Genomic DNA, 26,049 nt, shown 5'->3' on the forward strand with positions numbered 1-26,049 from the left:
GCGAGCATCCGAACCTCACGCCGGTAGCTGAAAGCCGGCCGCTCTTTGCTGTATCTTCGGGATTCGTTCATCGTCCAGGCGGTCGCGACCATGCGTTTCGAAGTCAGTCATGACGAGATCAGGAAGGCCAACGTCCCGCACGAGCTGTTCCTGACCAACCTGATCGGCAATCACATCCTCATGACGGTGGCGCTGGGCGGCATCGCCGGCAGCTTTCCATGGGCGATGGCGCTGATTCCCATCATTTCGTTCAGCATCCTCGGCTACACCCTCTGGCGCGCACGCCAATCTCGCAGGCGCGATCCCTGGTACGTCATGTGTCACTGGCAGGTATGCGCGCGCCGCAGCCGCTTCTTCATGCTGATGCTGGGAATGCTGGCGCTGGCCGCCGCGCTCGGCTGGATCGGCCATGCCTACGGCGGCATGATGAAGGAGGCGGTCCTGGCGCTGGTCGCCGGAACCGGCATCCTGCCGGTCATGGTCACCATCCTGGTGCTGGTCATCGTGGAGTCGGACGCGCTCTATCACGCCAATCAGGCCCGGCTGCCGGCCTGGGTGGTCGCCCGCTACCCGAACCCGGAGGTACGCATTCTCGGCGAGGAGGAAGCGGTCCACCAGGCATCATGATCCGTCGGCCAGTTCCCGGGCGATGAGGGTGTCCAGGATCTCGAGCATCGGCTCGGTCCCGCCAGACTCGCCGGGGGTGACCCGGTAGCGTCCGTCGACGATCAGCGTCGGCACGCTTTGGAGACCATATCGGGCCGCCATCTCCCTGGCGTGCCGAAGCTCGGTCTCCACCGCCTCGGATTCGTAACGGGCGCGAAAGGCATCCGCGTCCAGACCGATCTCGGCGGCGAAGGCGACCAGATCGTCCTCGCTCATGATCCGGCGATGACGCTCGTGGATCGCCTCGAACAGCCCCCGATGAAAGGTCTCGAGCTCACCCATGGATCGGGCGGCGAAAAAGGCGCGGGCATGGGCATCCCAACGCCCACCGGGTGCGGGCATGCGCCGAAACTCGGCCCCGACGGGCAGACTCTCGAGCCAGCGTGCGAGCAGCGGCTCCAGATGCCAGCAATGGGGACAGCCGTACCAGAAGATCTCCAGCACCTCGACCTTGTCGCCCGTCTCCGTCGGCTGAGGCTGCGGGAGACGCTGATAGTCGATCCCCTCGTCGAAGCCCCAGACCGGAACCGCCAGAAGAAGCGCGAACAGCATCGGGATCGAGGCCATCAGAACCGGCGAGCGCATGCGTATTGACCGAAACGACATGGTTTCACTCCTGAGTCATAGCCATCTTGCGGGTCGTCTGGCGGCAAACGGCCGGCCTCGAACCGATCGAGCTCAGCCGATCAGTGCGTAGTCGAGCACCAGTCCGACGAAGACGGCCATGCCGAAATAGTTGTTGTTGAGGAATGCCTGGAAACAGGCCGACCGCTCACGCCTCCAGGTCAGCTTCTGCTGATAGAGACTGAAGCCAGCCGCCACCAGCAAACTCGTCTCGTAGACGAGACCGCGCCCGGCCTGCTGACCGACCCAGAACAGCAGCCCCAGCATCAGCAGCTGCAGCAGACCCACGACCATCCGATCCCAGCGGCCGAACAGAATGGCGGTGGACTTGACGCCGATCTTGAGGTCGTCCTCGCGGTCGACCATCGCATACTGGGTATCGTAGATCAGCGCCCAGATCAGCGCCGCAGCGAAGAGCACCCAGGCATAGAAGGGAACGGTCCCCGTGACCGCCGTGAAGGCCATCGGAACGGCCCAGCCGAAGGCCGCCCCGAGAAAGAGCTGGGGAACATGGGTGAAACGCTTCATGAAGGGATAGACGAAGGTCAGCAGCAAGGCGACAACCGAAAGCGCAATGGTCTGCCAGTTCAGCTGCAGCACCAGCCCGAAGGAGACCAGGCTCAAAAAGAGGAAGACGCCGATCGCCTCGGCGGGCGTCACCTGACCGGTCGCCAAGGGACGCTGGTTGGTGCGGGCGACGTGGCCGTCGAAATCGCGATCCGCATAGTCGTTGATGGCGCATCCGGCCGAGCGCATCAGCACCACGCCGAGCACGAAGATCACCACCACCGGCCAGGGCGGCTGTCCGCTGCCGGCGAGCCACAAGGCCCACAAGGCCGGCCACATCAGCAGGAAGATGCCGATGGGCCGATGCAGACGCACCAGATGGATGTAGCTCATGAACCGGTCGCGCAGCGAGAAGGACCGCGGATGATGGATTTTCAGCTCGGGGGAATTCATAGACGGATCTGGATAGGCCGATGAAGTGTATAAAGACATCAATCGCCGACGATTATGGCATAGCGGAAAAGCCGAGGAGATTCGGATGCCTCTCGGTGCGCGACGACGGAGGGGCGTGCGAACGGATTCGGCGGTCAGACCTGACCGTAGAGCTCGCGATCGCCCAGCCAGCGCTCGACCAGCGGCGAAACCAGATGGGCATGACGCTCCAAGATCAGATCCGCCGCGCGCTGCGCCGCCGCGACCAGATGCCGGTCGCGCAGCGGATCGGCCACGCGCAGCTGGATGGCGCCCGTCTGACGCGTCCCCAGCACCTCACCGGCGCCCCGTATCTGCAGATCGCGCTCGGCGATCTCGAATCCATCGCAGGTCGCCCGCATCAACCCCAGACGCTCTCGGGCCACCTCGGACAAGGGCGATCGATAGAGCAGCAGACAGTGGCTCTCGACCGATCCGCGCCCCACCCGGCCGCGCAACTGATGCAGCTGAGCCAGCCCCAGCCGTTCGGCGTTCTCGATGATCATGAGGCTAGCGTTGGGCACGTCCACGCCGACCTCGATCACCGTCGTCGCGACCAGCAGACCCAGGTCGCCGCGAACGAAGGCCCCCATCACCGCCGCGCGCTCGCTCGGCTTGAGCCGCCCGTGGACCAGACCCACGGGGATGCCGGGCAGCAGCTCGGCCAGCTGGCGCGCGCTCTCCTCGGCGGCCTGACACTGGAGCGCCTCGGACTCCTCGATCAGGGTACAGACCCAGTAGACCTGGCGGCCCTGCTCGCAGGCACGCCGGACCCGCTCGACCACCTCGTCGCGGCGGGTCTCGGGCACCGCGACCGTGGTGATGGGCGTGCGTCCGGGCGGCAGGCCATCGATCACCGACAGGTCCAGATCCGCATAGAGCGTCATGGCCAGCGAGCGCGGGATCGGCGTCGCCGTCATGATGAGCTGATGCGGTGCCCGATCCGCCTCGGCGCCCTTCTCGCGCAGCTTCATCCGCTGATGGACCCCGAAGCGATGCTGCTCGTCGACGATGACCAGCCCCAGATCGCCAAACCGGACGCTTTCCTGGAAGAGCGCGTGCGTCCCCACTACTAGAGGCGCGCATCCCGACCCGATGGCCTCGATCAGATCGGCCCGCTCCTGTCCCTTGTGCCGCCCCGCGAGCCAGACCGGACAAATCCCGAGCGGCTCGAGCCAGCCGCTCAGGGTGCGATGATGCTGCTCCGACAGCAGCTCGGTGGGTGCCATGAGGGCCACCTGCCGACCGGCCTCGATCGCCTGCAGCGCGGCCAGCGCGGCCACCACCGTCTTGCCCGCACCCACGTCGCCCTGCAGCAGGCGCTGCATCGGCCGAGTGCCCCCGAGATCGCGGGCGATCTCGCCAACCACGCGCTCCTGGGCCTGGGTAAGCGCGAAAGGAAGCGATCGAAGCAAAGCCTGGCGCAACCGCCCGTCCCCGCTCAGGGCCGGCGCGACGATGCGGCGCTGGGAGAGACGCATCCGGCGCAGGCTCGCCTGATGGGCGACCAGCTCCTCGAAGATCAGGCGCCGGAACGCCGGATGCCGTCGCTCCATGAGCGCGTCCAGATCGGCCGTCGCAGGGGGGCGATGGATATGGATCAGCGCCTCGGCCACCCCCGGCAAATCCGCTCCGCCCAAGGTCTCCCGCGGCAGACAGTCTGGCAAGGGACAGAGCTCCAGATGCTCGAGCGCCTGATCGAGCAGGGCGCGCCAGACCGACTGTGACAGACCCTCGGTGGTGGGATAGACGGGCGTCAGACAGGTCTCGGGCCCGGAGGTCTCGCCGGTCTGGAGGCTATATTCGGGATGGATCATCTCCAGCGCGCCCTGCCCGGGCCGCGCCTCGCCGTAGCAGCGCAGCCTAACGCCTGGCCGGAAGACGCCGACCTGCGTCGCCGAAAAATGGAAGAACCGCAGGACCAGAGCATAGGGCGATCCGTCCGTGAGCCAGACCTTGAGCGAGCGCCGCCTGCCCTCGACGACCCTCGCCTCCACGACCTCGCCCTCGATCAGGGCCTCGGAACCGGCGACCAATACAGAAAAAGGAATCAGGCGGGTCCGGTCCTGATAGCGCAAAGGCAGATGGAGGAGCAGATCCCGAACGCTGTGAACGCCGATCCGGGCGAGCCGCTCGGCCACCTTGGGGCCGACACGCTTCAGGGTTCGAACGGATACCCGATCGAGCCCGGGTTCGGTATCCGCAGACCCAGCAGCGGATCCCGACGGCGACGCCTCACGGGCCTCGCAGGACATCGTCACCGCAGCCACGCCCCAGGACCCTCAATGCGCCCATCACCGAACGGAGCCGCATCACCACAGGGACGAGAGCCGTACCCCGGGAGTCCCACCATGGCGCGTCCTGATCGCCTGCGCCAACTGATGCACCGCCATCGCATAGTAGGCGCTGTGGTTGTAGCGGGTGATGACGTAGAAATTGTGCAGCCCGAGCCAGTATTCATAACCGCCCTGCGCATCCAGGCGGAGCAGGCTCACCTGACGCGCTCCGGACAGGGATCCGGCGGGCTCGATCCCGCGCGCGGCGAGCTGGCCGAGTCCGTATTGAGTATCGTAGCCGGTCTTCATCACGCCGGCGGACGAGCCGGAACTGATTCGGGCACGTACCGCCACAGCCTCTCCGGACCGCCAGCCGTGCCGCTTGAAATAGTTGGCCACGCTGCCGATGGCATCCTCCGGATGCCAGAGGTTGCGGTGGCCATCGCCGGTGAAGTCGACCGCATAGTCGCGGAAGCTCGATGGCATGAACTGACAGAGCCCCATGGCCCCTGCGAAAGAGCCCTCGGGACGGGTTGGATCCATCCCTTCGTCCCGGGTCATGACCAGGAAGTGCTCCAGCTCGCCAGAGAAATAGTCCGCGCGTCTGGGATAGGCGAAGGACAGGGTCGCCAGGGCGTCCAGGATCCGGGTCTTGCCGACGAATCCGCCATAGCGGGTTTCGACCCCGATGATGGCGACGATGTATTCGGCCGGAACGCCGTAATGGGCCTGGGCCCTGGCGAGCGCGGATTCGTGACGCCGCCAGAAGCTCACCCCATTGGCGATGGAGCTATCGGTGAGGAACTTGGCCCGATACCGCGTCCAGGCGCCATTGGGCCCAGTGCTTCTGCGGCTTGGTGCCTGGCGGTCCATCAGATCGATGATCGGCTGCCTGCGCTGAGCGCGCGAGAGGATGGAGGCGGTCTGCCGCGGGCTGAAACCGTGCTGGCGCGCCATCCGCTGGATGAAGTCATCGACCCCCGGGGCGCCGGCGAAGTCGCCATGAACCGACGCCGATTGATAGGACGCGGGACGATAGACGGGCGCCCCGTCTCGGGCCGGTTGCGAGCCGCAGCCAGCGAGCGCGAGCGACCAGAGAACCAGCAATGAGAGCGAGAGCGGACGCATCCTGATACCTTGAAAAATTGAGGGCTTGACTCGCCATGGTAAGGAAGAATTCGAGCAAAGCAAGCCAAACCGCTCTTTTCCCATAGGTTTATGCCCCGGGAGAGGTCAGTCTCCCAGAACTAGGATGCCGTCCATCTCGACGGCGGCCCCCTTCGGCAGCGCGGCGACCCCAATGGCCGCGCGCGCCGGATAAGGCACCTCGAAATAGTCCGCCATCACCTGGTTGACCAGCGCGAAATGTGCCAGATCGGTCAGGAAGACGTTGAGCTTGACGATATCGGCCAAGGATCCGCCGGCCGCCTCGGCCACTCCCCGCAGATTGTCGAAGACCCTCCGGATCTGGGCCTCCATATCCCCATCGATCAATTCCATGGTTTCCGGCACCAATGGAATCTGACCGGAGAGATAGAGGGTGTCGCCAACCCGCACCGCCTGGGAGTAGGTCCCGATCGCCTGGGGGGCGCGATCGGTGCGAATGATCTGCTTGCTCATCGAGCGTTCCTCTTCGATTGAAAGGTTGACTGGCCGAGCCCGTCCCTGCCGGATCCCACCCTCGACCGGCCCGCGAGGTGCGACCGCCAAGAATCAGCCGAACAGACGCCGCCACCAGCGGCGACGCGCGTTCGGCACCACCTGGACCGCCTGCAGATCGGAGGGAGGTAACAGGCTCATGACCCAACCCGGCAGAAGCGGACCGGCGCTGCAGCCGCAGGACACGCCGAGATTGTGAGGATCGTAGATCTTGACGAAGGACGGACGACGCGGATCGTCCGCATAGACGATGCCGCAATAGTCGTAAGGATGCTCTGCCCGCAGCAAGGCATCCATCTCGTCAAGGAAGGTCAGCACCTGATCCGGATCCGCCGGCCGAGATGGCGGGGCCTCTCCGACCGCGTAGAGATACCAGCCCAGATCGGCGCATTCCCGAACCGCCGACCAGAGGGCGTCGAGCTGAGGCCAGCGCAGCGCGGCGGTGAAGGATCCGTAAAATGCCTCGAGAAAGGGATCGGTGGATTTGGCGCTGTGGTTCATTGAGGTAATCTGGACTCATCCGTCGACCGTTGCCCGGTCAGTGGTGTTCGACTCCAAACCGACAGAAATCGGTCCGAGCCGATATAATCTCAACCTCGTCGACCTTGGATCAACCTCATGCCTGCCCTGTATCAGTCCAACCTATCCAGCCTGCCGCTCATCGGGCGCGGGAAAGTCAGAGACCTCTACGCCGTCGGCAAGGACCATCTGCTGGTGGTCGCCAGCGACCGTCTCTCGGCCTTCGACGTCGTCCTGCCCCAGCCGATTCCCGGCAAGGGCGAGGTGCTCACGCGTCTATCACACTTCTGGTTCGAGCGCACCGCGAGCCTGGTGCCCAACCATGTCGCCGATGTTCCGGTGGCGGCGATCGTGACCGATCCGGAGGAGCTGACCGCACTCGGCGACCGCGCCATGGTGGTCCGGCGCCTCGCGCCGCTCCCGGTCGAGGCGATCGTGCGCGGCTATCTCATCGGCTCGGGCTGGAAGGACTATCGGAACAGCGGCTCGGTCTGCGGCATCGGCCTGCCGCGCGGGCTGCGCCAGGCGGATCAGCTTCCGGAGCCCATCTACACGCCATCCACCAAGGCCGATCTGGGCGCCCACGACGAGAACGTCGATTTCGATCACACCGTCCGTCTCCTCGGCCCCGAACTGGCCGAGCGGGTTCGCGAACTCAGCCTGGCGATCTACAGCGACTGCGCGAGCTATGCCCGCGAGCGCGGCATCATCATCGCCGACACCAAGTTCGAGTTCGGTCTCGACGCCGAGGGCCGGCTGCATCTGATCGACGAGGTGCTGACCCCGGACTCCTCCCGTTTCTGGCCGGCCGACGACTACCGCCCGGACACCAGCCCGCCGAGCTTCGACAAGCAATTCGTGCGGGATTATCTGGAAACGCTCGACTGGGACAAGACCCCGCCGGGTCCCGAACTGCCCCAGGCGATCATCGACCGTACCGCCGCCAAGTACAGAGAGGCGGAACAGCGGTTGACACAACCCCGATGAAGCAGTAGAGCTTGATGCCGGTGTCCATGAGGGATCGAGCCCAAGACCATTCGATCGGAGCATTCGAGGCATGAGACTGGACGACATCACCACTGGGATGCTTCTGGCCAAGGACGTCTGCGACCCCAATGGAAATCCGCTGATCCGGGCTGGCACCATCGTCACCGGGCGCCACATCCGGGCGCTCAAGTCCTGGGGCATCGGCGAGATCGCGATCCAGAGCGACGCCCCGCCGCCGGCCATGGCGCCCCGGGATCCGGCCGAGCTCGCCGAGCTGAAGGCGATGCTGGACGTTCAGTTCAGCCTCAGCAACCCCGAACACCCGGCGATGCGCGCACTCTACGACATCTGCCTGGAACGGGCGCTCAGCCAACGCTGACCGACACATCGCCGTGAGCGCATCAGAGATCCCCAAACAGCAGATCCTGGAACGCCTCGGCGAGCTGCCCTCGCTGCCATCCGTCTATCACCGCGCCCGCGAAGCGATGGACGACCCGAACGGATCGGTCGAAACCCTGGCACAGATCATCGGTAGCGACCCGGCGATGGCCTCGCGCCTGCTGAGGGTCGCCAACAGCGCACTCTACGGACTGCCCGCCAAGGTCGACAGCGTCTGGCGCGCCCTGACCATCATCGGCATGGGCGAGACGCGCAGCCTCATCCTCTCGACCGCCGTCGTCACCGCCTTCCGCGACATGCCCCTGGGCGCGGTCTCGATGCGCTCGTTCTGGGAGCACAGCATCGCCTGCGGAATCGCGGCGCGTACCCTGGCGCGCCGCATGAGCCTTGACAATCCCGAGCGCCTCTATCTCGTCGGCCTGCTGCACGACATCGGCCGGCTCTGCCTCTTCATCCTCGAGCCCGCCGCCATGAGCACGGTATTGCAGGCACACAGAGAGCGCCAAGGACAGCTCCACGAGATCGAACGGCAGATCTTCTCCACCGACCACGCCGAAATCGGGGCGGCGCTCCTGGCGCGATGGTCGATTCCACCCGCCTACTGCACGGCGGCTCAGGCACACCACGACGTCATGAGCCCCGAATCCACGACGGTCGAAACGGCCCTGACCCACGTGGCCGACATCATCGTCAACAGCCTGCGCATCGGCACCAGCGGCTCGCGCTGGGTTCCGGTACTGGACGACACGGCCTGGCGCATGACCCGACTCGCGCCGTCCGATCTCCCGGACATCGTCGAGACCACGATCGGCACCACGCGCGACGTCACCTCCGCCTTTCTGGAGCAATGAATGAATCTGGCCCTGCATCCCAGGCTGCTTTCACCCGCCGACTCGCCAGGCGAGCATTCGCAGAGCACACCAATCAACGTCTATCCCTTCGCCTTCGATATCCTGCGCGAAGCCATCGGTCGCTTTCCAGCCTGCCGGACGCTCGGCGAGCTCTTCAGCGCGCTCAGCCATTGCGCCAGACTGCTGCTGCCTTCGGCCCAGACCGCCATCCTCCTGCGTCAGCCGGACGCCTGCTTCGAGCTGGTGTTCAGTGCGCCCATCAGCGCGCGGGGCCACCTGCGCAACCTCAGCGAACGCCTGATCGACTCCGGAGGCTTCGCCCAGGCGGTCAGGCAGGGCGGTCATTGCATCGAGGCGCTCGAGGACGAGGCCTGCCTGCTGCACACCATCGCCACCCCAAGGCATATCTACGGGATGGCGATCTGGGTCGCCAAGGACATCCCCGCCCTGCTGCGTCAGCCGCTCGGTGCGCTGGTGGACATCGCGGCACTGAGCCTGGACCGGCTCCAGGGCGGAGCCGAGTCGTTCCTGCTCTCGGGCGGCCCCGAAACGCACAATGGAGGCGCGTGCACGCTGCTCGACGACATCGCCATCCCGGCCGATCAGCTCACAGGTCTGGCACACCGCACCCACTTCATCCAGTTCCTGCAGAAGGTGCTCCTCGACGGCACGCCGAACACCGCGGTCGGAATCATCCTGCTCGACGTCGACGGCTTCCACCGGGTGAATCGCGAATTCGGCTGCGAGACCGGGGACAGGCTGCTGCGGGATGTCGCACTGCGGCTGGACACGGCGCTCCGCTCGCAGTTCGTCTACGACACCATCGGCGCGGCCGAATGCGATCTCTGCTTCGCCCGCACCGGAGCCGACGAGTTCGGGCTCGCCGTCGCCCGCATGCGCCACCCCCAGCGCCTCGCCGAGATCGCCACGCATCTGCACAGCCATGTGTCCGAGGGCTTCGTGCAGCAGGACACCAAGCTCTATCTGTCGATCAGCATCGGACTCGCCACCTCGCACGCCATCAGCGGCGCCGTCTCGGCCCAATCGCTGCTGCGCAGCGCGGACTCGGCGCTCAAGCGCGCCAAGCTCGGCGGGCGCAACCAGCACGTCGTCTACGAGTCCATCTGGGACGAGGCCGGCTCGCCGCATCTGCGAACCGAATCGCTGCTTCAGGAGGCACTGCGCAAGGACCAGTTCGCGCTCTATCTGCAGCCGCTCTTCAGGCTCGACGACATGGCCCTCGTCGGCGCCGAGGTGCTGCTGCGGCTGCGGATCAGCGACGGCATCCCGCTGCCGCCCTCGAGCTTCATCCCGGTCGCGGAGAGCACGGGACAGATCGTCGAGATCGGCGAATGGGTCCTGCGCCGGGCCTGCCATCAGATCCGCGACTGGAACCTGCGCGGATTTCCGCCCATCGCCCTCTCCATCAACGTCTCCGCGATCGAGCTCTCCCGCACCGACCTGAGCACGCGTATCCGCCACATCGCCGAACAGGAAGGCGTCCCGCCCGAACGTCTGCACATCGAGATCACCGAGACCGCCATCGCCCGCAACGAGGAACAGGCGCTGATCAACCTCGAGGCCCTGCGCGCGGCCGGATTCGAGATCTGGATCGACGACTTCGGCACCGGCTACTCCTCGCTCAAGTCCATCAAGCACTTCCCCATCTCGGGACTCAAGCTGGACCGCGAATTCGTGCACGACCTGGCCCAGAACCCGGCGACCCAGGTCATCGCCAGCAGCATCCTGTCGATGGCCAGGAACCTGGGATATCCGGTCGTCGCCGAGGGGATCGAGAACGCCGACCAGTTCGAGTTCCTGCGCCAACAGGGCTGCGACCGCGGACAGGGCTTCCATCTCGGCCGCCCGGTCTGCATCCAGGTCTTCGAGAACCGCTTCTTCCCCGCCCGTCCCCAGGACGAGGGGAGCGAGAATTGACGAGAGGCCGACGTCCCCGAGCCAGGGACCGACAGTGCGTTGAACTCAAGACCTCCGCCGTACCTCCAGGCGCGGAACCCGACGTCGCTTGTCGTGCAGATGCCAGAGGCTCAGCCAAGGATGACGCCAAAGCATGCGAGGTCCGGCGTAGCGCATCACCGCCTTGACCCGTTCGCGCCGCGCGGCACTGTAGCAGTGGACCTCGCAATGGCTGCAGGCCGGCTTGAGCTCCTGAAAGGGACAGGAACCCAGACGCCGATGCGCATAGTCGAGCAGCGCGGCACACTCTTCGCACAGCGGCTCATCTCCGCCATGTTGGTCGCGGCAATAGATCCGCATCATGGCGGCCATGGTCCGACGCTCGCGGCGGATGCGCGGCCCGACCGCCCCCTTACCTCCACTCATAGAATGCTCCCCTTGGTATGCAACGAACGGGACGGGGATTTGCCAATCCGTCCCGAATGCCAGGATACCCCGATCTCATCAGGCGCAGAATCTCCGCCGCGCCGACAGGAACGCCTTGACCGGGACCAAGTCAGGGCCGCAGCGAGCCCAGAGAACCGATCGATACCGGACCGGGCTCGAGGGTGTCCTCGAGTTCGCCGACCCGCAGCAACGCCTCCTCGTCCAGCACCGTCACCTGACTGCCCTGCATGCGGATGACGCCCCGCGCGGTGAGCGACTTGACGACCCGCGAGAAGGTCTCGGGCTGGACCGAGAGCCGCGAGGCCAGGATCCCCTTGCGGACGTCGAGCTCGAGCGTCCGCTCGCCGGGCGTCATCTTGGCCGCGAGATAGCGCGCAACCCGGCTGGTCGCCGTGTGCAGCGTCAGGTCGTCGATCTCGCCGATCAGACCGCGCAGACGCTGACTGAGCGCACCCAGGACCACGAAGCAGGTATCGACCGACTCGCGCAGCATGGCCGCGAAATCGACGACGTCGATGGCCAGGAGCTCGGACGACATCAGCGCCGAGGCGCAGACCGGATAACGCGGCGCGCTGAGGAACATGAGCGCCTCGGCGAAGGTCTGACCCGGGCTCACGATCTCGATGACCTTCTCGGCACCCTCGGGCGAGAGCCGAAAGAGTTGCATCTGCCCGGAAAGGAGCAGATAAAAGCGGTTGGCGGCATCGCCCTGACTGAACAGCAGCTGATCCGCGTCGAGCGTCACCCGCGTCGCATGACGGCCGACCCGCTCCAGCTGATCGGTGTCGAGTCTCGACAGCAGCGGGGCCCGCCGCAATTCCTCGATCATGGCCATGATCGCACCTCGTCCGATGCGCACCGGCACCATGCCGGACGCCGATCGGACCTCATGCTAACGCAAGGCCGCCGTCATGGCGCAACCGATCGCCCGCGGACCGGAGGAGCCCCGAACCCATGCCCCCGCACGATGCGACACCCTCCCCCATCTGGCCCAGCGCCGAATACGACAGACAGGTCGAACGACTCAGAGGCGCCATCGGCCAGCCCGTCCATTTGGTCGAGATCGAGGTCAGCGCCACCCATCTGCACATCCGCCAGCTGGGGCAGTCCTTCGTCCTGCTCGGGCTGATCGATTTTCCGCGGCCCGATCCGTCGCGCGGACTCGCACCCCATCTGATCATCCTCGACGACGGACGCGGCGTGAACCTGGGCCGCATCGCCCGCATCAGCCTGGAGCGTGCCTTCAACCCCGCGCCGTCCCAGATCCTCTATCGAGACTCCGAGGCACTCGAGGGGCTCCTGTACCGCGAGCGGCGTCTCTCGCACGACTTCATCGCCGAGCGCGCGCACCGCATCATGGGGGAGATGCTGGGGTACGGTCGGATCGAAGCCATCAGCGGCCCCGGGCATCGGGCTCGAATCGCGATGCCGGAACATGCGACCTCACAGGACGAACCGACGACAGGAGCCGCGGATTGAGGAATCCGCCTCCTGGAAAGCCGAAGACGAAAAAGCCGGCCCGAAGGCCGGCTCGAAGCGGGACGGGATCAGGCGTCCTTGTGATAGCCGAGGATGCGCTCGACCTCGTTGCGCGAGCCCAGGATCACGGGCACCCGCTGATGCAGAGACTCGGGCTGGACCTCGAGGATGCGCTCGCGTCCGGTGATGGATCCGCCGCCGGCCTGCTCGACGATGAAGGACATGGGATTGGCCTCGTAGAGCAGACGCAGCTTGCCGCCCTGCCCCTTGGCCTGAATCTTGGCATCCATCGGATACATGAAGACGCCGCCACGGGTCAGGATGCGATGCACCTCCGCCACCATGGAGGCGATCCAGCGCATGTTGAAGTCCTCGCCGCGCGGCCCCTCCTTGCCGTCCAGGCACTCCTGGACGTAGCGGCGCACCGGCGGTTCCCAGAAGCGCATGTTGGAGGCGTTGATGGCGAACTCGCGGGTATCGGCCGGGATCTGCATGTCGGGATGGGTGAGGATGAACTCGCCGATGTTCTGATCCAGGGTGAAGCCGTTCACGCCGTTGCCCGTGGTCAGCACCATCATGGTCGAGGGACCGTAGAGCGCATAACCGGCCGCGACCTGCTGGGTGCCCGCCTGGAGGAAATCGCGCTCGGTCGGCTCCTCGTTGCCGCCCGGGCAGCGCAGGATGGAGAAGATGGTGCCAACCGAGACGTTGACGTCGATGTTCGAGGAGCCGTCCAGCGGATCGAAGGTCAGGAGATACTTGCCGCGCGGATACTGAGCCGGGATCGGATAGATCTCGTCCATCTCCTCGGAGGCCATGGCCGCCAGATGGCCGGCCCACTCGTTGGACTTGATGAAGACCTCGTTGGAGAGGACATCGAGCTTCTTCTGCGTCTCGCCCTGGACGTTCTCCGTCCCGGCGCTGCCCAGCACGCCCACCAGGGCGCCATGATTGACCATGTTGCTGAGCACCTTGCAGGCCGTGACCACGTCGTTGAGCAGGGATGTGAAATCACCCGTCGCCCCGGCGATGCTCCGTTGCTCCTCGATGATGAACTGGGTGATGGTCGTACCGTTGTGCATTCTTGTCCTCGTCTCGAAAGCTATCTGAAATATTGTTTTGTGAGTGGACGAGTATAAGTGGTTCGTAGATGGGACAGGAACCCACCCCCACGACTAAGCACTTGCAGCCGGTGCGCGAGCGTCTTGAGCTTGCGCGGGAGCGCGAACGCCTTGAACGCGTTCGCCATCTCCACGTACTCGCGATGCGATCCCTTAAGAAAAATATTCAAACGCGAAAGCAGCGAGCGGGAAGGCGTGGAGCGTGGCGCAAAATGGCCAACCGGTCGCGCCAGTGGCTGACCAACTATACTGGCCCCTATGGAGCAAATACTCCGCCCGCTTGAAAAGTTTGGCAACTCTTGACCCAACGCAGGCGAGATCGATCAACGGCGCCAGCAGGTAGCCGCATCATAGCCGGTGGATGCGCTCGTGACGCCCTTCTGCCCCATCTGATTTATGGTCAGGGTGCCGCAACTGTCGTTGGCCTGAGGACCGTCGGCAACGGGCGCTGCTTGCAAACTGAAGGCGCTCGCCGTGGCGGCGGAGGTAAACGAGAAAGTGTAGCGATCCCCCATACCGCCTTCGGTCGGGCAGCCGGATGGCGGGAGACCGCCGACATAGCTCGAATTACCGGTAAAACGCCGCTCCATTCCTTGCGCCAACTCGGAGAGACAGGCAGCCGCGTTGGCCCGCCAGGATTTGCGAACCGAATTCTGATAAGACGGATAGGCAATCGCGGCGAGGATGCCAATGATGGCGACCGTGATCATGAGCTCGATCAGGGTAAAGCCGGCGGCAAATGATCGGGTTGTTTGCATGGGTAAAAAAACCTATTCCCGTGTGTGTCATCAGTTGAACACGATTGCATTGATCGCGTCGCGGCTTAGTGATGACGTGTGACACCGCTAGAGCGGTGTCACACGGATAAACCAAGTGTTTTCGTTTTAGTTCAGCGGAGTTGACGCCAGCTTTGACGGCCTACGGCTTCCGCGTCGGTCTTCGGATCGTCACCCGTTGACGTTTTTAGATCATAGGCGGGATCCTCAGTAGGAGGAGGAGGAGGAGGAGGATCATCAGGAGGAGGATCATCAGTGGGATCGGGTATATCATCGACGTCATCCGAGGGAAGCAGAATACGCGGGGCATCCGTCATGGCCGTCTCGACGCAGGTTGCAGCGACTTTTTCGTCTCCGACCGTGAGCAGGTCGTCACTATTGAACTTGCCATCACCGCTCACATCCCATTTTGATGTCTTGGGTCCACCGCCACTCAGCATATTGACCCGACAAATGCGACTGCGTCCGTCTCCAGCCTGACATGGATCATCCGATTCAATCGGAATCAGGGTAGTAAAGATAACGTCTGTCGTTCCCTTGAGAAATTGGAGGCGACTGACGATACGCTCTCCCTGGGGGCCGTTGGTGGGCGAGGTCAGATCGATGAACCATCCGCGCTCACTCGGCGTCGCGCGTGAGCCTGGTTTGATGGGATAGTTCGAGATCACCGGCCAGCTTGGCGTATCCGCGTTGCCGTCATTATCGACTTCGTACAGAATTTCCTGTTCGACAAGGCTGTCGCGCTGGCTGTTGCCGTCGGCAGGGATAGGGACCACCTCGCCACCCTCCCACGTGGTGGCTGCCGGATTTTCCGCGTACTTTAGGATTGCGTTGTCCCAAATACCGTACACCGATTGAATCTTTCGGCTGCCAGGGTCGCTGGGGCGCATATACTGGCCTGTTCCAAAATAGACCATGTAACCGCCTGCAGGGTGCTCAGAAACTTCAACCGCGCCGGTAATGGGTTGATAAACCGTCACCGTATCGCCATCGAGATTCTTCGTTTCATAGGAAGCCTGGAAGACTGAGCTGCCATCATAAGCAACCTTCCAATCATCCACGGAGCTACCGGTCAGATCGAACTTCCAGAGATTTCCTTTTAGATCGCCCGCATAGGCACCGACGACGGTATAGGAATTGTCTCGCATGAGGCTGACTGCGGACAAACCATTCTGTACGTCGCCTGAAACCTGAATCTTCTTGATAAGACTCCCATCAGCCAGATTGACGATGTAGAGCCAGGCGCCTGTCCCGCTATCGTAGCCGTTGCCAAAGATCGCGGCCCAAGCGCCGTTATGGAGTCGTCCGATGACGGCCGGCGGCGGCGGCAGGTCGGGGATTTGAGACATCTGCCCGACAAGCAACCCGAGATCGTCGTCGGTAAACTCCCAGAGCACCTTGGTTGCGTCGAATGCATCGGGATCGGTGACATCCAAGGCGAAGACAGCTCGACCGCCGGCACCCAGTGAGCCGATCAGAACGGACCGCCAGGCGCTATTGATATAGGCATCTCCGATCGATGGTGAGCCGTCGACGAAATAACGGTGGGCGTTAGGCGAATCAGGATAATCCGGATCCGCAAGCCGAGGCAGATTCTCAAAGACGGCATTCGGGATATAGGCGAATTTCTCTACACCAGTTGCGGCCTCGAAGGCGTGCAGCATACCGTCATTGGCTCCGACATAAATCATGGCCTTACGATCGGCATGGTTCAGAATAAAATTTCCATCGCCGATGTAGGTGTCGCGCCCAGGCGTTCCTTCCGGCATCGCGGCATAACCGTCATTACCAGGTTCGCGGATATAGAGCGGGTCCGAATTGACGATGTCACCCAGCAGAGTTTCACGGGAGCGATAGCCGGTAACCGAAGCGCCGCGCAACCAGTTGACCAAGTTCTCGCCGACTGCTTCCGGTTCCGCGCCCTGCAGAAGGGCTTTTTGAGCAGGATTCAGGTAATCCCAGTCGAATGCGATTCCAGTCGGAGTCACCGAGGCATCTTCTCCCCTGTCTCCATTATCCCAGGTGTAGATATGCCGATCATCCGGGCTTGGAATCAGCGTTGCAGCGTCCCATAAGATCGTGTCGTCCTTTTTGACCGCCTTCAACTCCCCGATCCAGCCATCGGGATCGAACGCGGCCCGGTAAAGTGTGGTATCGGTTTGAGTTTGGGTCGAGCTAGCAGCTACGGTTACTGCGGATGTCTTATCAAGCTTGATGATGCGATTAAATGCTTCGGACAGTTGATCTTTAAGTTTCCCCGCGTTGGTCACGAGGAAATAGTTGGGTGATGGCTCACCCTTAGCGAGCCCTTCGTTGCCTTCCGATCCATATTTAGCAGCGTACCAGAGCGGATTATCGAGAACAGTAGCTGCATCACCGGTAGAACTGGCGACAAAAGTGCGCGTGGCAACGAATAGCAGCGGGGTGTCGACACCGTTGATGGCGCAAGCAGTCGGCGGAGAGGAACCTGCGCAGCCACCCGGCGACACGCCGGTCGGCGTATCGAGAAAATAATCAGGGTCATTCCCTGCGCCCTGCCCATCAAGCTTGTCGCGCACTTCAAGATAGACCCCGTCATTGTCTGTCCCGGAAATGACATATCCCATGTGCTGGATGATGCCCCCAGCAGCATATTCTGAGGTCAGGGTGACGGTTAGCGTATTAGAACAAGCATTGTCGATTGGCTTGACCTTTACCTCGTAGACCACGATGGCGTCCATATCATGATCAGCGCCTTGCTCCACGTCCTCGTAGTTGATGCGGAACTTCACAGAGGCGCAGCCATCGTTTACATCTGGATCCGCATCAGACCCATCGGGATCGGTGTTGGCGAACGTGTCGACAAAGAAATCGACGATCTGGTTGGTCGGCTGAAACCTCCCCTTACTGGCGTTGATGCTATTGCCGCCGACCGACTTGGCAAAGGGAACCAGGGTGACACGACTATCACCGACCGGAATATCGATCCTTGGCAAGGGAGAGGCCAGCGCAACTGCGAAGGTGTTGATATCCTGTTTATCGTCGATATTGTCGCGCAGATCGTTTTTGTATGCATAGCGAGCGATCGCAGCCGAATAATAGCTTCCTTGCTTGGTAGGTGCGGACGGCGAGAGTCCGCGGATATTGCCCAATCCGCTGACGGTCTTAGCGCTTGGTGCGCCATCATAATCAGCGCCAACCTGGCCGATAAAATGCAAGCTTGACCCGCCATGTTCTTCATCCCAGATGGCGTTTGCCTCGGTCGTGACATTGAGTCCAGTTATATCGCCGCTAAAACTCCCAAACGAAGTTCCAGGCACATAGGTGCTGTCATAAGACGGATTGACGTCACTGATGACCAACTGCGCACCTGGCGCACAATACAGCGCCGGATTTTCCTCGCGCGTATAAGGGTCCTTCCAGTCTGGAGCGGGCAAATCGATATAAGAATCACCCGAATAATCCCGCAAGGTGACTCGTTCTTTACCATTCGTCAGACTCGGCAAAAACTCCGTAGTCGCTTCGCCTTTTCCAGAAAAATAACGCAGCGTCTCGTACATCATTTCTCCAATGGGATTCCCCCAGTCGGGAAACTGACTGTTTGAATCCGACATTGGAGCAGTGGTGAGCCAACCTCCTTGATATTGATAATTTGAATTCATATTAAAATCGACAATCCGAAATCTGTCGATCGTCTTCACGATTCCAACTACATTAGTAAAGATGCCCGTATCTGGATCGACCTCATCCTGGAAGCTCTCGATGTTTTTGCGCAATACACCGCCGCGCATGTTGGTGGGGTGCTTGAATGACCCCGAGAGCAGACCGAAGAGCATTTCGTCCGACTCACCGTAATCCTGCAAGAGACCGACAGGTTTCAAAGTGCCTGCTGGATAATAAGATTTGCAGTTACTATCTGGAAACTCAGAGTCGCATACCTGCACACGAACGTTATAGTCAGCTATCCTAGACGCTGAAACCGTTCGCTCCATACTGTAGGTGGTAATCGTTGGGGCATTGTTGCCACCCGACGGATCGCGCAGACTGGAGGCAGGAACGATTGCCCAAGATTCCGAAGGTGGCTTCCATAGCAATTGAAAGCTATCGCCTCCCGTTCCTTCCTCATGATGAAACTCAAAGTCATGCCATCCAGCGGATAGCGCCTTTGTCACAACAGACCCCGTATTATTTGCGCGGTTCTTAATATTGTTATCATTTCGAGCCGCATGATTACCATACCATCCAGTAATCACCGCATTATCAATCAGCAATTCAACAGCATCATCACCATTCGTCGCAAACTGATAATCACCATCCTTCGGAACATAAATCTGACCAGATATAACGGTCAGATAATAATCATTACTGCAATGCGCTACGTTAGAGAAAGGATTACCTGTTCCGTCGATTCTTCCGCCGCCTATTTCATCACTATTGCATTGCTGCGTTTGCGTTCCCCATGTATCGATCAAAGCCTGAAAGTCGACTGCGTTGTTCGGGTGACTGCCACGTAAGGTTGTCGCGTTGGTCTCGCACTTAGTTGAATGATCAATACAATCATCGCCAGCCACTGGCCGCTCTATAGCAACCCATTCCCAGATACGAAACCGCGAATCGTTCAAGACCCGCATGAGCGGCTCTTTATTTCCGGATTTTAGCAGCGTGGTATTTGCAAAAAGATGGCGAGTTCCCTCTAGCGGTTGCGACAGAGGCGTATAATCACTGATGTCATAACCGTCATGCTCTACACCTTTGTATTCTTTCCCCCAGCTATGTGCATCCTGAGGGATGTAAGATCGCTCGATGACAGTTTCAGTGTCGGTATCGACAATGCGACGCCCACCATAAAGAACTTTGCGCAATGCATCGATTCGAGCAGTCGTGATGTAATTGAGGAAATCGCCACTCCAACTTCCGGAACACTTCTTCGTTGATGTTGTCCCAACGGGCTCAAAGCGGCCATTGGTATAGCTATAGCAAAGATAAGAGTCGAAATACCCGAAATAGTCGACCTGATTGCCATCGGCGTCGACCATATTCGGCTTATAACCGACATCCAATACCCCATCGCCACTAAGATCCGATGCATCGTTGTAGGCTTCGTAATAGAGAGTATGATCGCGACCCATGACGATCATGGTAAGCGGGGGGGCACCGATACCGCCGCCACCAAATAAAGGGTACTGAGCAAGATCCTCCGCGACGACGGATGCGATGGGGCATGCAAGGACGAAGCCGAGAAGAAGCGCCTTGGACTTATTCATCAAAGAGGGGGAATCGTCACGGTCAGACATAATGTCTCTCCAGTGAAAACGCGGCGCCGACTCAGGCGGCTGAAAAATGAAAAATGAGTTTTTAAATACGTTGAATAAAGTGTGCGTCGCTTAGTTGGTCTTGGTGCGCCTAACAATGCGCTCCAACACAACGACCGCTGTAGCTGTGCTGCCTTGCCCATAGGCCGTAACGCGATAAATTCCGGTCATGTCTCTTCCGGTTAGACTGCTGCCCGTTGCCGTGAGCTTTTCGATCACGTAGCTTGGTCTGGCGACGACATCGTCGGTGCCATCACCGATAGGGCCGGTATAGACTTTCTGCTTGTCCCAGTTGATATTTGTCCAGGCATCATCGTCATCCGGATTGGGATGCTGACTGGATACGTCATCTTTGAGCTTATCCCATGCGCTCTCAAGCACAAACCTTTCGCCCTGGCGCAAGGCCGATTCCGCTGCCTGAAAGGCGAGATTCCGCGCACGCGCATTCGCAGCCATGCGCTCGTCGAGACTACTGGAAAGAATCGCGGTGATACCGATGATCGTCAGCAGCACGAGAAGGATGAGCGATATCATCAGGACTGCGCCTTTTTGCTGACGGCGAAATTGGAACACGCTAATCTTCATTGTGCTTGCCATCAAAGCCTGTTACGTATTGCGACAGTAGTTGTGAATGCCTGATAGAGCCGGCGGTCACCATCGTCAGCGGTAAAAACGCCCCCCTCAAAAGGTAGTGACATTGGCGATTCGACCAAATTGGTTCTATCGCTTCTAAGGAGAAGACTAACCTTGACAGCGAGGACTTGACTCCAATCGGTGACTTCGTTGGCTTTGACATATCTATTCACGAGTCGGTCTTCGCCACCGATAGTGTCGACCCCATACTCTATCTGCATGTCGACGACGCCAGCAATTAACTCCTGATCACTGTCTGCAATGATGGAAACCGAGTCTTTTGCGTGACCATCGCTGAAAAGGCGTTCACGAAGCCCGATTTTGCCATCATTGTTCGTACCGATATAATAAAGTCCGCTGTAAAATCGTCGAACAACCATTCCATCGAAATGGTTGTTGATCGCCACGGAAGTGGCTTTGTTTTCAGGCCCTCGTTCACTGGCGCTACTGTCACGCGAAAGCGTAGCTGCACCGCTGGCGGCTGTGTTTTGAAATAAGTCACAACCGTAACCACTGGAGATTACATAGATCGCGGATTTATTGGAAACGCCTGTCTCGTTGACGCCAATACTAATCGCATCGGAAGCCAGCGAGTCTACTGTCGGCGTCAGACCGGATGGCATTGCCGCATGCTTGACGATTAATACATCAGTCTCTGCCACGTATCCATTGAGCGGAGCACTAGCCTCCAACCCGGCAGTGGCAGCATCATCGCCATCCCATCCCCTGATGAAATCGATGATATCGTAGCGGTACTCGTAACCAGCGTAGCCTGTAGCGCTTTCATCCAAAAGATTATTGAACAAATCCGAAGCATTGGTGCAGCTTCCATTGAACCCAGCTTGCCGAATATGTTGCACGAGATAATCAAGCGCGAAGCGGCCGTTTTCCTGCAAGACCGACATCTGCTCGCTCGTTCGGTAGCTTTGCTTAGTGCCGATAAAAAGCGCTATGACCCCACCGGTTAGGAAGAGCCCGAGCAGCATGGCGACCATCAGTTCGACCAGCGTAAATCCACGCCGCTGGATTGACTGTGAATAAACCGACAAGCGGGCAACATGAAGATTCATAGTTCCGTCCGAAATTTAAAATGCATCGTTCCCTGAATATCTGCATCCTCACACTCAGAGTCGTCTTCAGATTCTTCCAATCGCGACTCATTCCAACAAACGGTAATAGTGAGCACATTTCCCGACTTATCAATACTTCCTTGACCTTCAGGCAACAGACAGGCAAGGCGGTTTTTCCATTCATTTATATCTTCGGTCGCGATCGTTCCACTAGAGCGCGAGAAACTCTTGTCACACTCAGAATCAACGTTACCGGTATAGCTCCCAGCATTCTCACGATTCACCCGCATCGCATCCGCAATCTCGTAGGCCAGATTGGTCGCCTGGGTGCGCTGATAGGAACCCTGACTCATCTTGAGTGATACCGTATTCAATCCCGCCATGCCAAGCAGCCCTACGGAGAGGACGATGGCGGCGATCAGCACTTCGATAAGTGTAAAGCCCGCTTGGCCTCCTTTATTTGGGCGAGAAAGCCGAGCGTTCATGTGCAAGTTCCTTTTTGAATGGCAAGACGGCCAATTTTATTGAGCTCAATAGTTCGCTGTTCGGGCGCGACACAGATAACAAATGAACCATCGGCGGTACTACTGCTGCCCATTGTTTGGCCGGTCTGGGTGAAGCTGATGTAGTTTGCGAAATTTTCACTACTGGTAATCACGGCAGTCGTAATCGCGGGTTGCCCGACTCTCAGCTGAAGCTCGCCGGAATCCCAACTGCCGTTTCTGTCGTCATCCACGAATACCAGCCATCCATCCTGCCAATTGGCGTTGGTATTACAGCTCGGCGCACTGTCGTAGATATCGTCGGATTTGCACACCGTCACCTGCTTGCCGCGCGTCACCGCCTCAGAGCGGGCGAGTTGCAACGCGGTGGATAAATCGTTGGTTAGTGCCGCAACACGGTTGGTACGGATGACACTTTGAAAGCTCGGCACACCGATGGTAAGCAGGATAGCCGCGATCGCGATGGTCACGACCAGCTCCACCAGCGTGAAGCCAGCCAAGGAGCGCCGCCTCAAGCCGGCGAGGAAGTGGGCGCGCATGCGGTGGTTCAGCCAAAGGCTCCCTGCCTGATGGCTCGGGCTAATGGGCATCAATCCCTCTCCGTTGGTTGCAAATCTAACCGGCGATTGAGGCGAGATTGCCCCCGCCCAACCTGCGTCGTCTCGTCACACATATCTCCGGATCTGCGCACTTAAGACCATGATTTATATAAATTAGGCGATTTTTCAGCAGCGCAGAACCAAAAGTTTGATTAGTTTGCGCTCAGTGAAAATGAAATGGACCTGCGTGTACGAGCGCTAACATTACCTGCACTATGTAAGCTTAACCGATGTTTTGGTGTGTCAGTGTGAAGGCGCCCACAATATCTTCGCGACAACTACCCCGTCTCAGGCGAGGTGTATAATCGAGCATCTCAAGGTCAATGGGCGCGCTGACACCCTCCGCTCCTAGACCTTCCTTTCCGATCCGCCAACCCTGGTCTCGTGCTTCATACGTGTCTAGCTTCGCCCCCTACCCCTTCATCGCTGCTCTCCCCATGGGCGCGTTCATCCTGGATCACCAGCTCTCCGTGCTAGAGGTGAACGACGTCTTGCTGGATCTCCTGGGCCACACACGAGAACGGGTGTCGGGGACGACATTCGAGGAATTGCTGCTCACACCGGTCGACGACGCACTGAGCCCACTTCTGAGCGACGACGCCAGGCAACGGCTGGAACTGGACGCCCGTTTTACCCTTCAGCGCGGCGGAACCCTGTCCGCTTCGATCTCAGTCTCTCGCATACCGGATTCGGCCGAGAACCCTCCAAGACTGCTGGCGATCGTTCTCCGCCACGCGATGGACCAAACGGATGTCAAACCCACCACCGCAACGGACGAAGTACTCTCACTGATCCAAGCTGCCAGGTGGGAGTTGGAACTTGCAACCGGACGCATCTACGCCCCGAAAACCTGGCGGGATCTTTGGGGCTTTTCACCGGATGAAACGATCGATCGCAACGACGTCATCCGGCGGATCCTGCCAACGGATCGCGAACAGGTACTCGCTGCCCTCCAGCATGCACGCGAAACATCAGAGCCAATTCGCATCCGCTTTCGCGTCCCTGACACGAACGGCGAGATACGCTGGTTCGAATCCACCGGCCAGATGAAAACCACTGAGGGTTCTTTGACCAACAGGATGTATGGCGTGGTCATGGACATCACGGAGCGCTGCAAGGTCGAGCAGGCGCTCGCGCGCTACGCCGATATCGTGTCTTCGTCCCCGGATCGAATCGCCTACGTCGACAGGGGATGTCATCTGCTGGCCGCCAACACCCCCTTCCTGCGCGCTGCCGGCCACGCCGGCGAGATCGTCGCCGGCCGCCCGTTCAAGGATGCGTGCGGCAAGGGGCCACTGACCGCGCTTCTCTACAGCAGCCTGGGCCGCTGCCTCGATCAGGGCGACATCATCGTCGAGGACATTCAGGAGCTCGGGCGCGATGCACGACCGCGCGATGCCGAGGTGCGGCTGTTCCCGCATCGGGACGATCAGGGCGTCGTGAACGGGATCGTCATCAATATCCGCGACGTTACCAAGGTCCGCGAGACCGAGCGCCGCCTGCTGCAGTCCGCCGCCGTCTATGCCTCCACCTCGGAGGGCGTGGTCATCACGGATGCCGGGGGCACCATCGTGGCCGTCAATTCGGCCTTCTCGCAGATCACCGGCTACACCGAAGCCGATGTCATCGGCAACAAGCCGAATCTGCTCAACTCGCAATGGCACCCGAAGAGCTTCTTCATCTCCATGTGGCGGCGGCTGCTGCGGCACGGCTTCTGGCAGGGAGAGATCTGGAACCGACGCAAGGACGGCGAGATCTACCGCCAGAAGCTGACCATCCGACGCGTCGTGGATCCGCGCGGGCGGGTGTTGAATTTCGTCGGCGTCTTCGCCGACCGGAGCGCCGCCTCCACCCCGCCGCAGCGTGCCGAGCATCTGATCCATTACGACGCACTGACCAAGCTGCCCAATCTCCTGCTGTTCGAATCCCGCCTCGAACACGCGCTCGAACTCGGCCGCCACAAGGAGACCAAGATCGCGGCCCTGCTGCTCGACCTGGACCGCTTCTCGAACATCAACGACAGCCTCGAGCATCACATCGGCGACGAACTGCTGCGCGCGGTCGCCATGCGTCTGCGCGAGGTGATCCGTCCCGCGGATACGCTGGCCCGGCTGCGCGCCGACCAGTTCGGTCTCATCATCGAAGAGATCTACGAGGAAGATGAGATCGCCGAGATCGCGCGGCGGCTGCAGTCCTCGCTCAGGGCCGCCTTCTGGGTCGAGGGACACGAGGTGTTCGTCACGGTCAGCATCGGCATCGCCTTCAACGACGACGCCAACATCGACCGAGGAACCCTGATCGCCCGCACCGAGTCGGCATTGCGCATGGTCAAGCGCCGGGGCCGCAACGGATTCCGTATCGCCACGAGCGAACCGAGCGAGCCCAGAAGCGATCAGCAGCACATGGCCGCTCAGATGCGCGCCGGGCTGCGCAACCACGAGTTCCAGGTGCTCTACCGACGCGGATTCGATCTGCTCGACAAACGCTGCATCCTGGTCCAGGCGAGGCTGCATTGGGCGCAACAGGAGCTCGGCCTGGTCACGCCCGAGCGCTTTCTGACCCTGGCCAACGACATGGGGCTCGCGCTCGAACTGAGTCAATTGACCCTGCGCACCGCCTGCCGACAGCTGCAGACCTGGGTCGCTCAGGGGCTTCCGGTCACCTGTCTGTCGGTCGCCATCTCCGAGACGCAGCTCATCCGCGGCGATCTGGTGCCGACGGTGGCGCAGCTGATCGAGGAGCACCCACTGACCGCCCATCGGCTGGAGCTGGAGTTCAGCGAGGCGCTCCTCTTCAAGCACCGCGAGCAGATCGCCGAGATCTTCGTCGGACTGAACCGACTCGGCGTCATGACCACGCTCTCGGAGGTCGGAGGCGGCTGGACGGCTCCCGCGGTGCTTCAGCGGCTGCCGATCAAGACCCTGTCCATCCACGCCGATTTCATCGAGTGCCTGACGGATTCGGTCCATGACCAGGCGGTCGTACAGGCCATCATCAACATGGCTCAGGCCCTCAATCTGACCACCCGGGCCGATGGCGTCCGCTCGGACAAGCAGTTCAACCTGCTGTCGACCCTGGGCTGCAACGAGGCCGTCGGCGACCTCTGGGGAGAGCCGCGCAGCGCCGAGGACATCCAGATCCTGATCGATCCCAACAAGCCGCCCACGCGTCCGCGCCCCTACAGGAGTTGAGCCTCCGCGCCTTGCACCCCCTTGGCGAGACGTGTCTAATCCCAGCGTCCGCATTGCCGAACG

Annotated in this window: 22 protein-coding genes; 7 read left to right on the forward strand and 15 right to left on the reverse strand. The window is 61.0% G+C overall.

The window, feature by feature from the left end; genetic code table 11:
- Positions 1 to 90 precede the first annotated feature (90 nt).
- Positions 91 to 627 carry a hypothetical protein gene (locus D779_RS06765; RefSeq protein WP_043751544.1) on the forward strand — a complete coding sequence of 179 codons (537 nt, stop codon included), beginning with the start codon at positions 91 to 93 and terminating at the stop codon, positions 625 to 627.
- Here D779_RS06765 and D779_RS06770 read toward each other — a convergent pair.
- The 6 genes from D779_RS06770 to D779_RS06795 form a co-directional block, all read right to left on the reverse strand.
- Positions 622 to 1,272: a thiol:disulfide interchange protein DsbA/DsbL gene (locus D779_RS06770; protein ID WP_081763372.1), complete on the reverse strand. Its 651-nt coding sequence runs from the start codon at positions 1,270 to 1,272 to the stop codon at positions 622 to 624. The two genes, D779_RS06765 and D779_RS06770, sit on opposite strands and share 6 nt — an antisense overlap.
- 72 nt (positions 1,273 to 1,344) lie before the next feature.
- Complete coding sequence (gene ubiA / locus D779_RS06775) at positions 1,345 to 2,250, reverse strand: 4-hydroxybenzoate octaprenyltransferase (RefSeq protein WP_043751490.1); 906 nt, start codon at positions 2,248 to 2,250, stop codon at positions 1,345 to 1,347.
- 134 nt (positions 2,251 to 2,384) lie between these two features.
- A complete protein-coding gene (gene recG, locus D779_RS06780) occupies positions 2,385 to 4,523 on the reverse strand; it encodes an ATP-dependent DNA helicase RecG (protein WP_081763373.1) in 2,139 nt (712 codons plus the stop codon).
- A gap of 57 nt (positions 4,524 to 4,580) precedes the next feature.
- Entirely contained in the window at positions 4,581 to 5,672 is a 1,092-nt protein-coding gene (gene mltB, locus D779_RS06785) for a lytic murein transglycosylase B (protein ID WP_043751494.1), read from the reverse strand.
- Positions 5,673 to 5,777: 105 nt separating this feature from the next.
- Positions 5,778 to 6,164, reverse strand: a complete 387-nt coding sequence (locus tag D779_RS06790) for a RidA family protein (RefSeq protein WP_043751497.1) — start codon at positions 6,162 to 6,164, stop codon at positions 5,778 to 5,780.
- Positions 6,165 to 6,257: 93 nt separating this feature from the next.
- Positions 6,258 to 6,704 carry a hypothetical protein gene (locus tag D779_RS06795; protein WP_043751500.1) on the reverse strand — a complete coding sequence of 149 codons (447 nt, stop codon included), beginning with the start codon at positions 6,702 to 6,704 and terminating at the stop codon, positions 6,258 to 6,260.
- 117 nt (positions 6,705 to 6,821) lie between these two features.
- On the opposite strand from D779_RS06795, the gene D779_RS06800 reads away from it, so the two are divergent.
- From D779_RS06800 to D779_RS06815, 4 genes are all read left to right on the forward strand, one after another.
- Entirely contained in the window at positions 6,822 to 7,709 is an 888-nt protein-coding gene (locus D779_RS06800) for a phosphoribosylaminoimidazolesuccinocarboxamide synthase (protein WP_043751503.1), read from the forward strand.
- 70 nt (positions 7,710 to 7,779) lie between these two features.
- Positions 7,780 to 8,088 (forward strand): hypothetical protein, encoded by a 309-nt coding sequence (locus D779_RS06805; protein WP_043751506.1) that lies wholly within the window; start codon positions 7,780 to 7,782, stop codon positions 8,086 to 8,088.
- 13 nt (positions 8,089 to 8,101) lie between these two features.
- Entirely contained in the window at positions 8,102 to 8,959 is an 858-nt protein-coding gene (locus D779_RS06810) for an HDOD domain-containing protein (protein WP_043751508.1), read from the forward strand.
- A complete protein-coding gene (locus tag D779_RS06815; protein WP_043751511.1) occupies positions 8,960 to 10,897 on the forward strand; it encodes a putative bifunctional diguanylate cyclase/phosphodiesterase in 1,938 nt (645 codons plus the stop codon).
- Between the two features lie 45 nt (positions 10,898 to 10,942).
- On the opposite strand, the gene D779_RS06820 is transcribed toward D779_RS06815, so the two are convergent.
- Together D779_RS06820 and D779_RS06825 are read right to left on the reverse strand one after the other, a co-directional pair.
- Positions 10,943 to 11,302: a nitrous oxide-stimulated promoter family protein gene (locus tag D779_RS06820; protein ID WP_052347903.1), complete on the reverse strand. Its 360-nt coding sequence runs from the start codon at positions 11,300 to 11,302 to the stop codon at positions 10,943 to 10,945.
- Positions 11,303 to 11,432: 130 nt separating this feature from the next.
- The gene (locus tag D779_RS06825; protein WP_043751551.1) at positions 11,433 to 12,152 is read right to left on the reverse strand and encodes a Crp/Fnr family transcriptional regulator; all 720 of its coding nucleotides are present in this window, start codon (positions 12,150 to 12,152) and stop codon (positions 11,433 to 11,435) included.
- 125 nt (positions 12,153 to 12,277) lie between these two features.
- Between D779_RS06825 and D779_RS06830 the strand changes: the two genes are divergently transcribed.
- Positions 12,278 to 12,802, forward strand: a complete 525-nt coding sequence (locus tag D779_RS06830) for a hypothetical protein (RefSeq protein ID WP_052347904.1) — start codon at positions 12,278 to 12,280, stop codon at positions 12,800 to 12,802.
- Positions 12,803 to 12,870: 68 nt separating this feature from the next.
- Here the strand turns inward: D779_RS06830 and D779_RS06835 are convergent, their stop codons facing one another.
- The 7 genes from D779_RS06835 to D779_RS23100 all read right to left on the reverse strand — a co-directional run bounded on the left by D779_RS06835 (position 12,871) and on the right by D779_RS23100 (position 22,786).
- Positions 12,871 to 13,884 carry a class 1 fructose-bisphosphatase gene (locus D779_RS06835; protein ID WP_043751514.1) on the reverse strand — a complete coding sequence of 338 codons (1,014 nt, stop codon included), beginning with the start codon at positions 13,882 to 13,884 and terminating at the stop codon, positions 12,871 to 12,873.
- A 362-nt stretch (positions 13,885 to 14,246) separates the two neighbouring features.
- The gene (locus D779_RS06840) at positions 14,247 to 14,681 is read right to left on the reverse strand and encodes a type IV pilin protein (protein WP_043751517.1); all 435 of its coding nucleotides are present in this window, start codon (positions 14,679 to 14,681) and stop codon (positions 14,247 to 14,249) included.
- A 131-nt stretch (positions 14,682 to 14,812) separates the two neighbouring features.
- Positions 14,813 to 19,972, reverse strand: coding sequence for a PilC/PilY family type IV pilus protein (locus D779_RS06845; protein ID WP_081763374.1), 5,160 nt, complete (start codon positions 19,970 to 19,972; stop codon positions 14,813 to 14,815).
- A gap of 90 nt (positions 19,973 to 20,062) precedes the next feature.
- Positions 20,063 to 20,575 carry a pilus assembly PilX family protein gene (locus D779_RS06850; RefSeq protein ID WP_198295681.1) on the reverse strand — a complete coding sequence of 171 codons (513 nt, stop codon included), beginning with the start codon at positions 20,573 to 20,575 and terminating at the stop codon, positions 20,063 to 20,065.
- Positions 20,576 to 20,586: 11 nt separating this feature from the next.
- Positions 20,587 to 21,693: a PilW family protein gene (locus D779_RS06855; protein ID WP_081763375.1), complete on the reverse strand. Its 1,107-nt coding sequence runs from the start codon at positions 21,691 to 21,693 to the stop codon at positions 20,587 to 20,589.
- Complete coding sequence (pilV, locus tag D779_RS06860) at positions 21,690 to 22,178, reverse strand: type IV pilus modification protein PilV (protein ID WP_043751520.1); 489 nt, start codon at positions 22,176 to 22,178, stop codon at positions 21,690 to 21,692. Before pilV ends, D779_RS06855 begins: the two co-directional genes overlap by 4 nt.
- Positions 22,175 to 22,786: a GspH/FimT family pseudopilin gene (locus D779_RS23100; protein ID WP_052347909.1), complete on the reverse strand. Its 612-nt coding sequence runs from the start codon at positions 22,784 to 22,786 to the stop codon at positions 22,175 to 22,177. The genes pilV and D779_RS23100 overlap by 4 nt, the downstream gene beginning before the upstream one ends.
- 746 nt (positions 22,787 to 23,532) lie before the next feature.
- Between D779_RS23100 and D779_RS06870 the strand changes: the two genes are divergently transcribed.
- Complete coding sequence (locus D779_RS06870) at positions 23,533 to 25,986, forward strand: sensor domain-containing protein (RefSeq protein ID WP_232424100.1); 2,454 nt, start codon at positions 23,533 to 23,535, stop codon at positions 25,984 to 25,986.
- Positions 25,987 to 26,049: the final 63 nt, after the last annotated feature.

It is taken from the genome of Imhoffiella purpurea (genome assembly GCF_000585215.1).
GTDB classification, from domain to species: Bacteria; Pseudomonadota; Gammaproteobacteria; order Chromatiales; family Chromatiaceae; genus Imhoffiella; species Imhoffiella purpurea.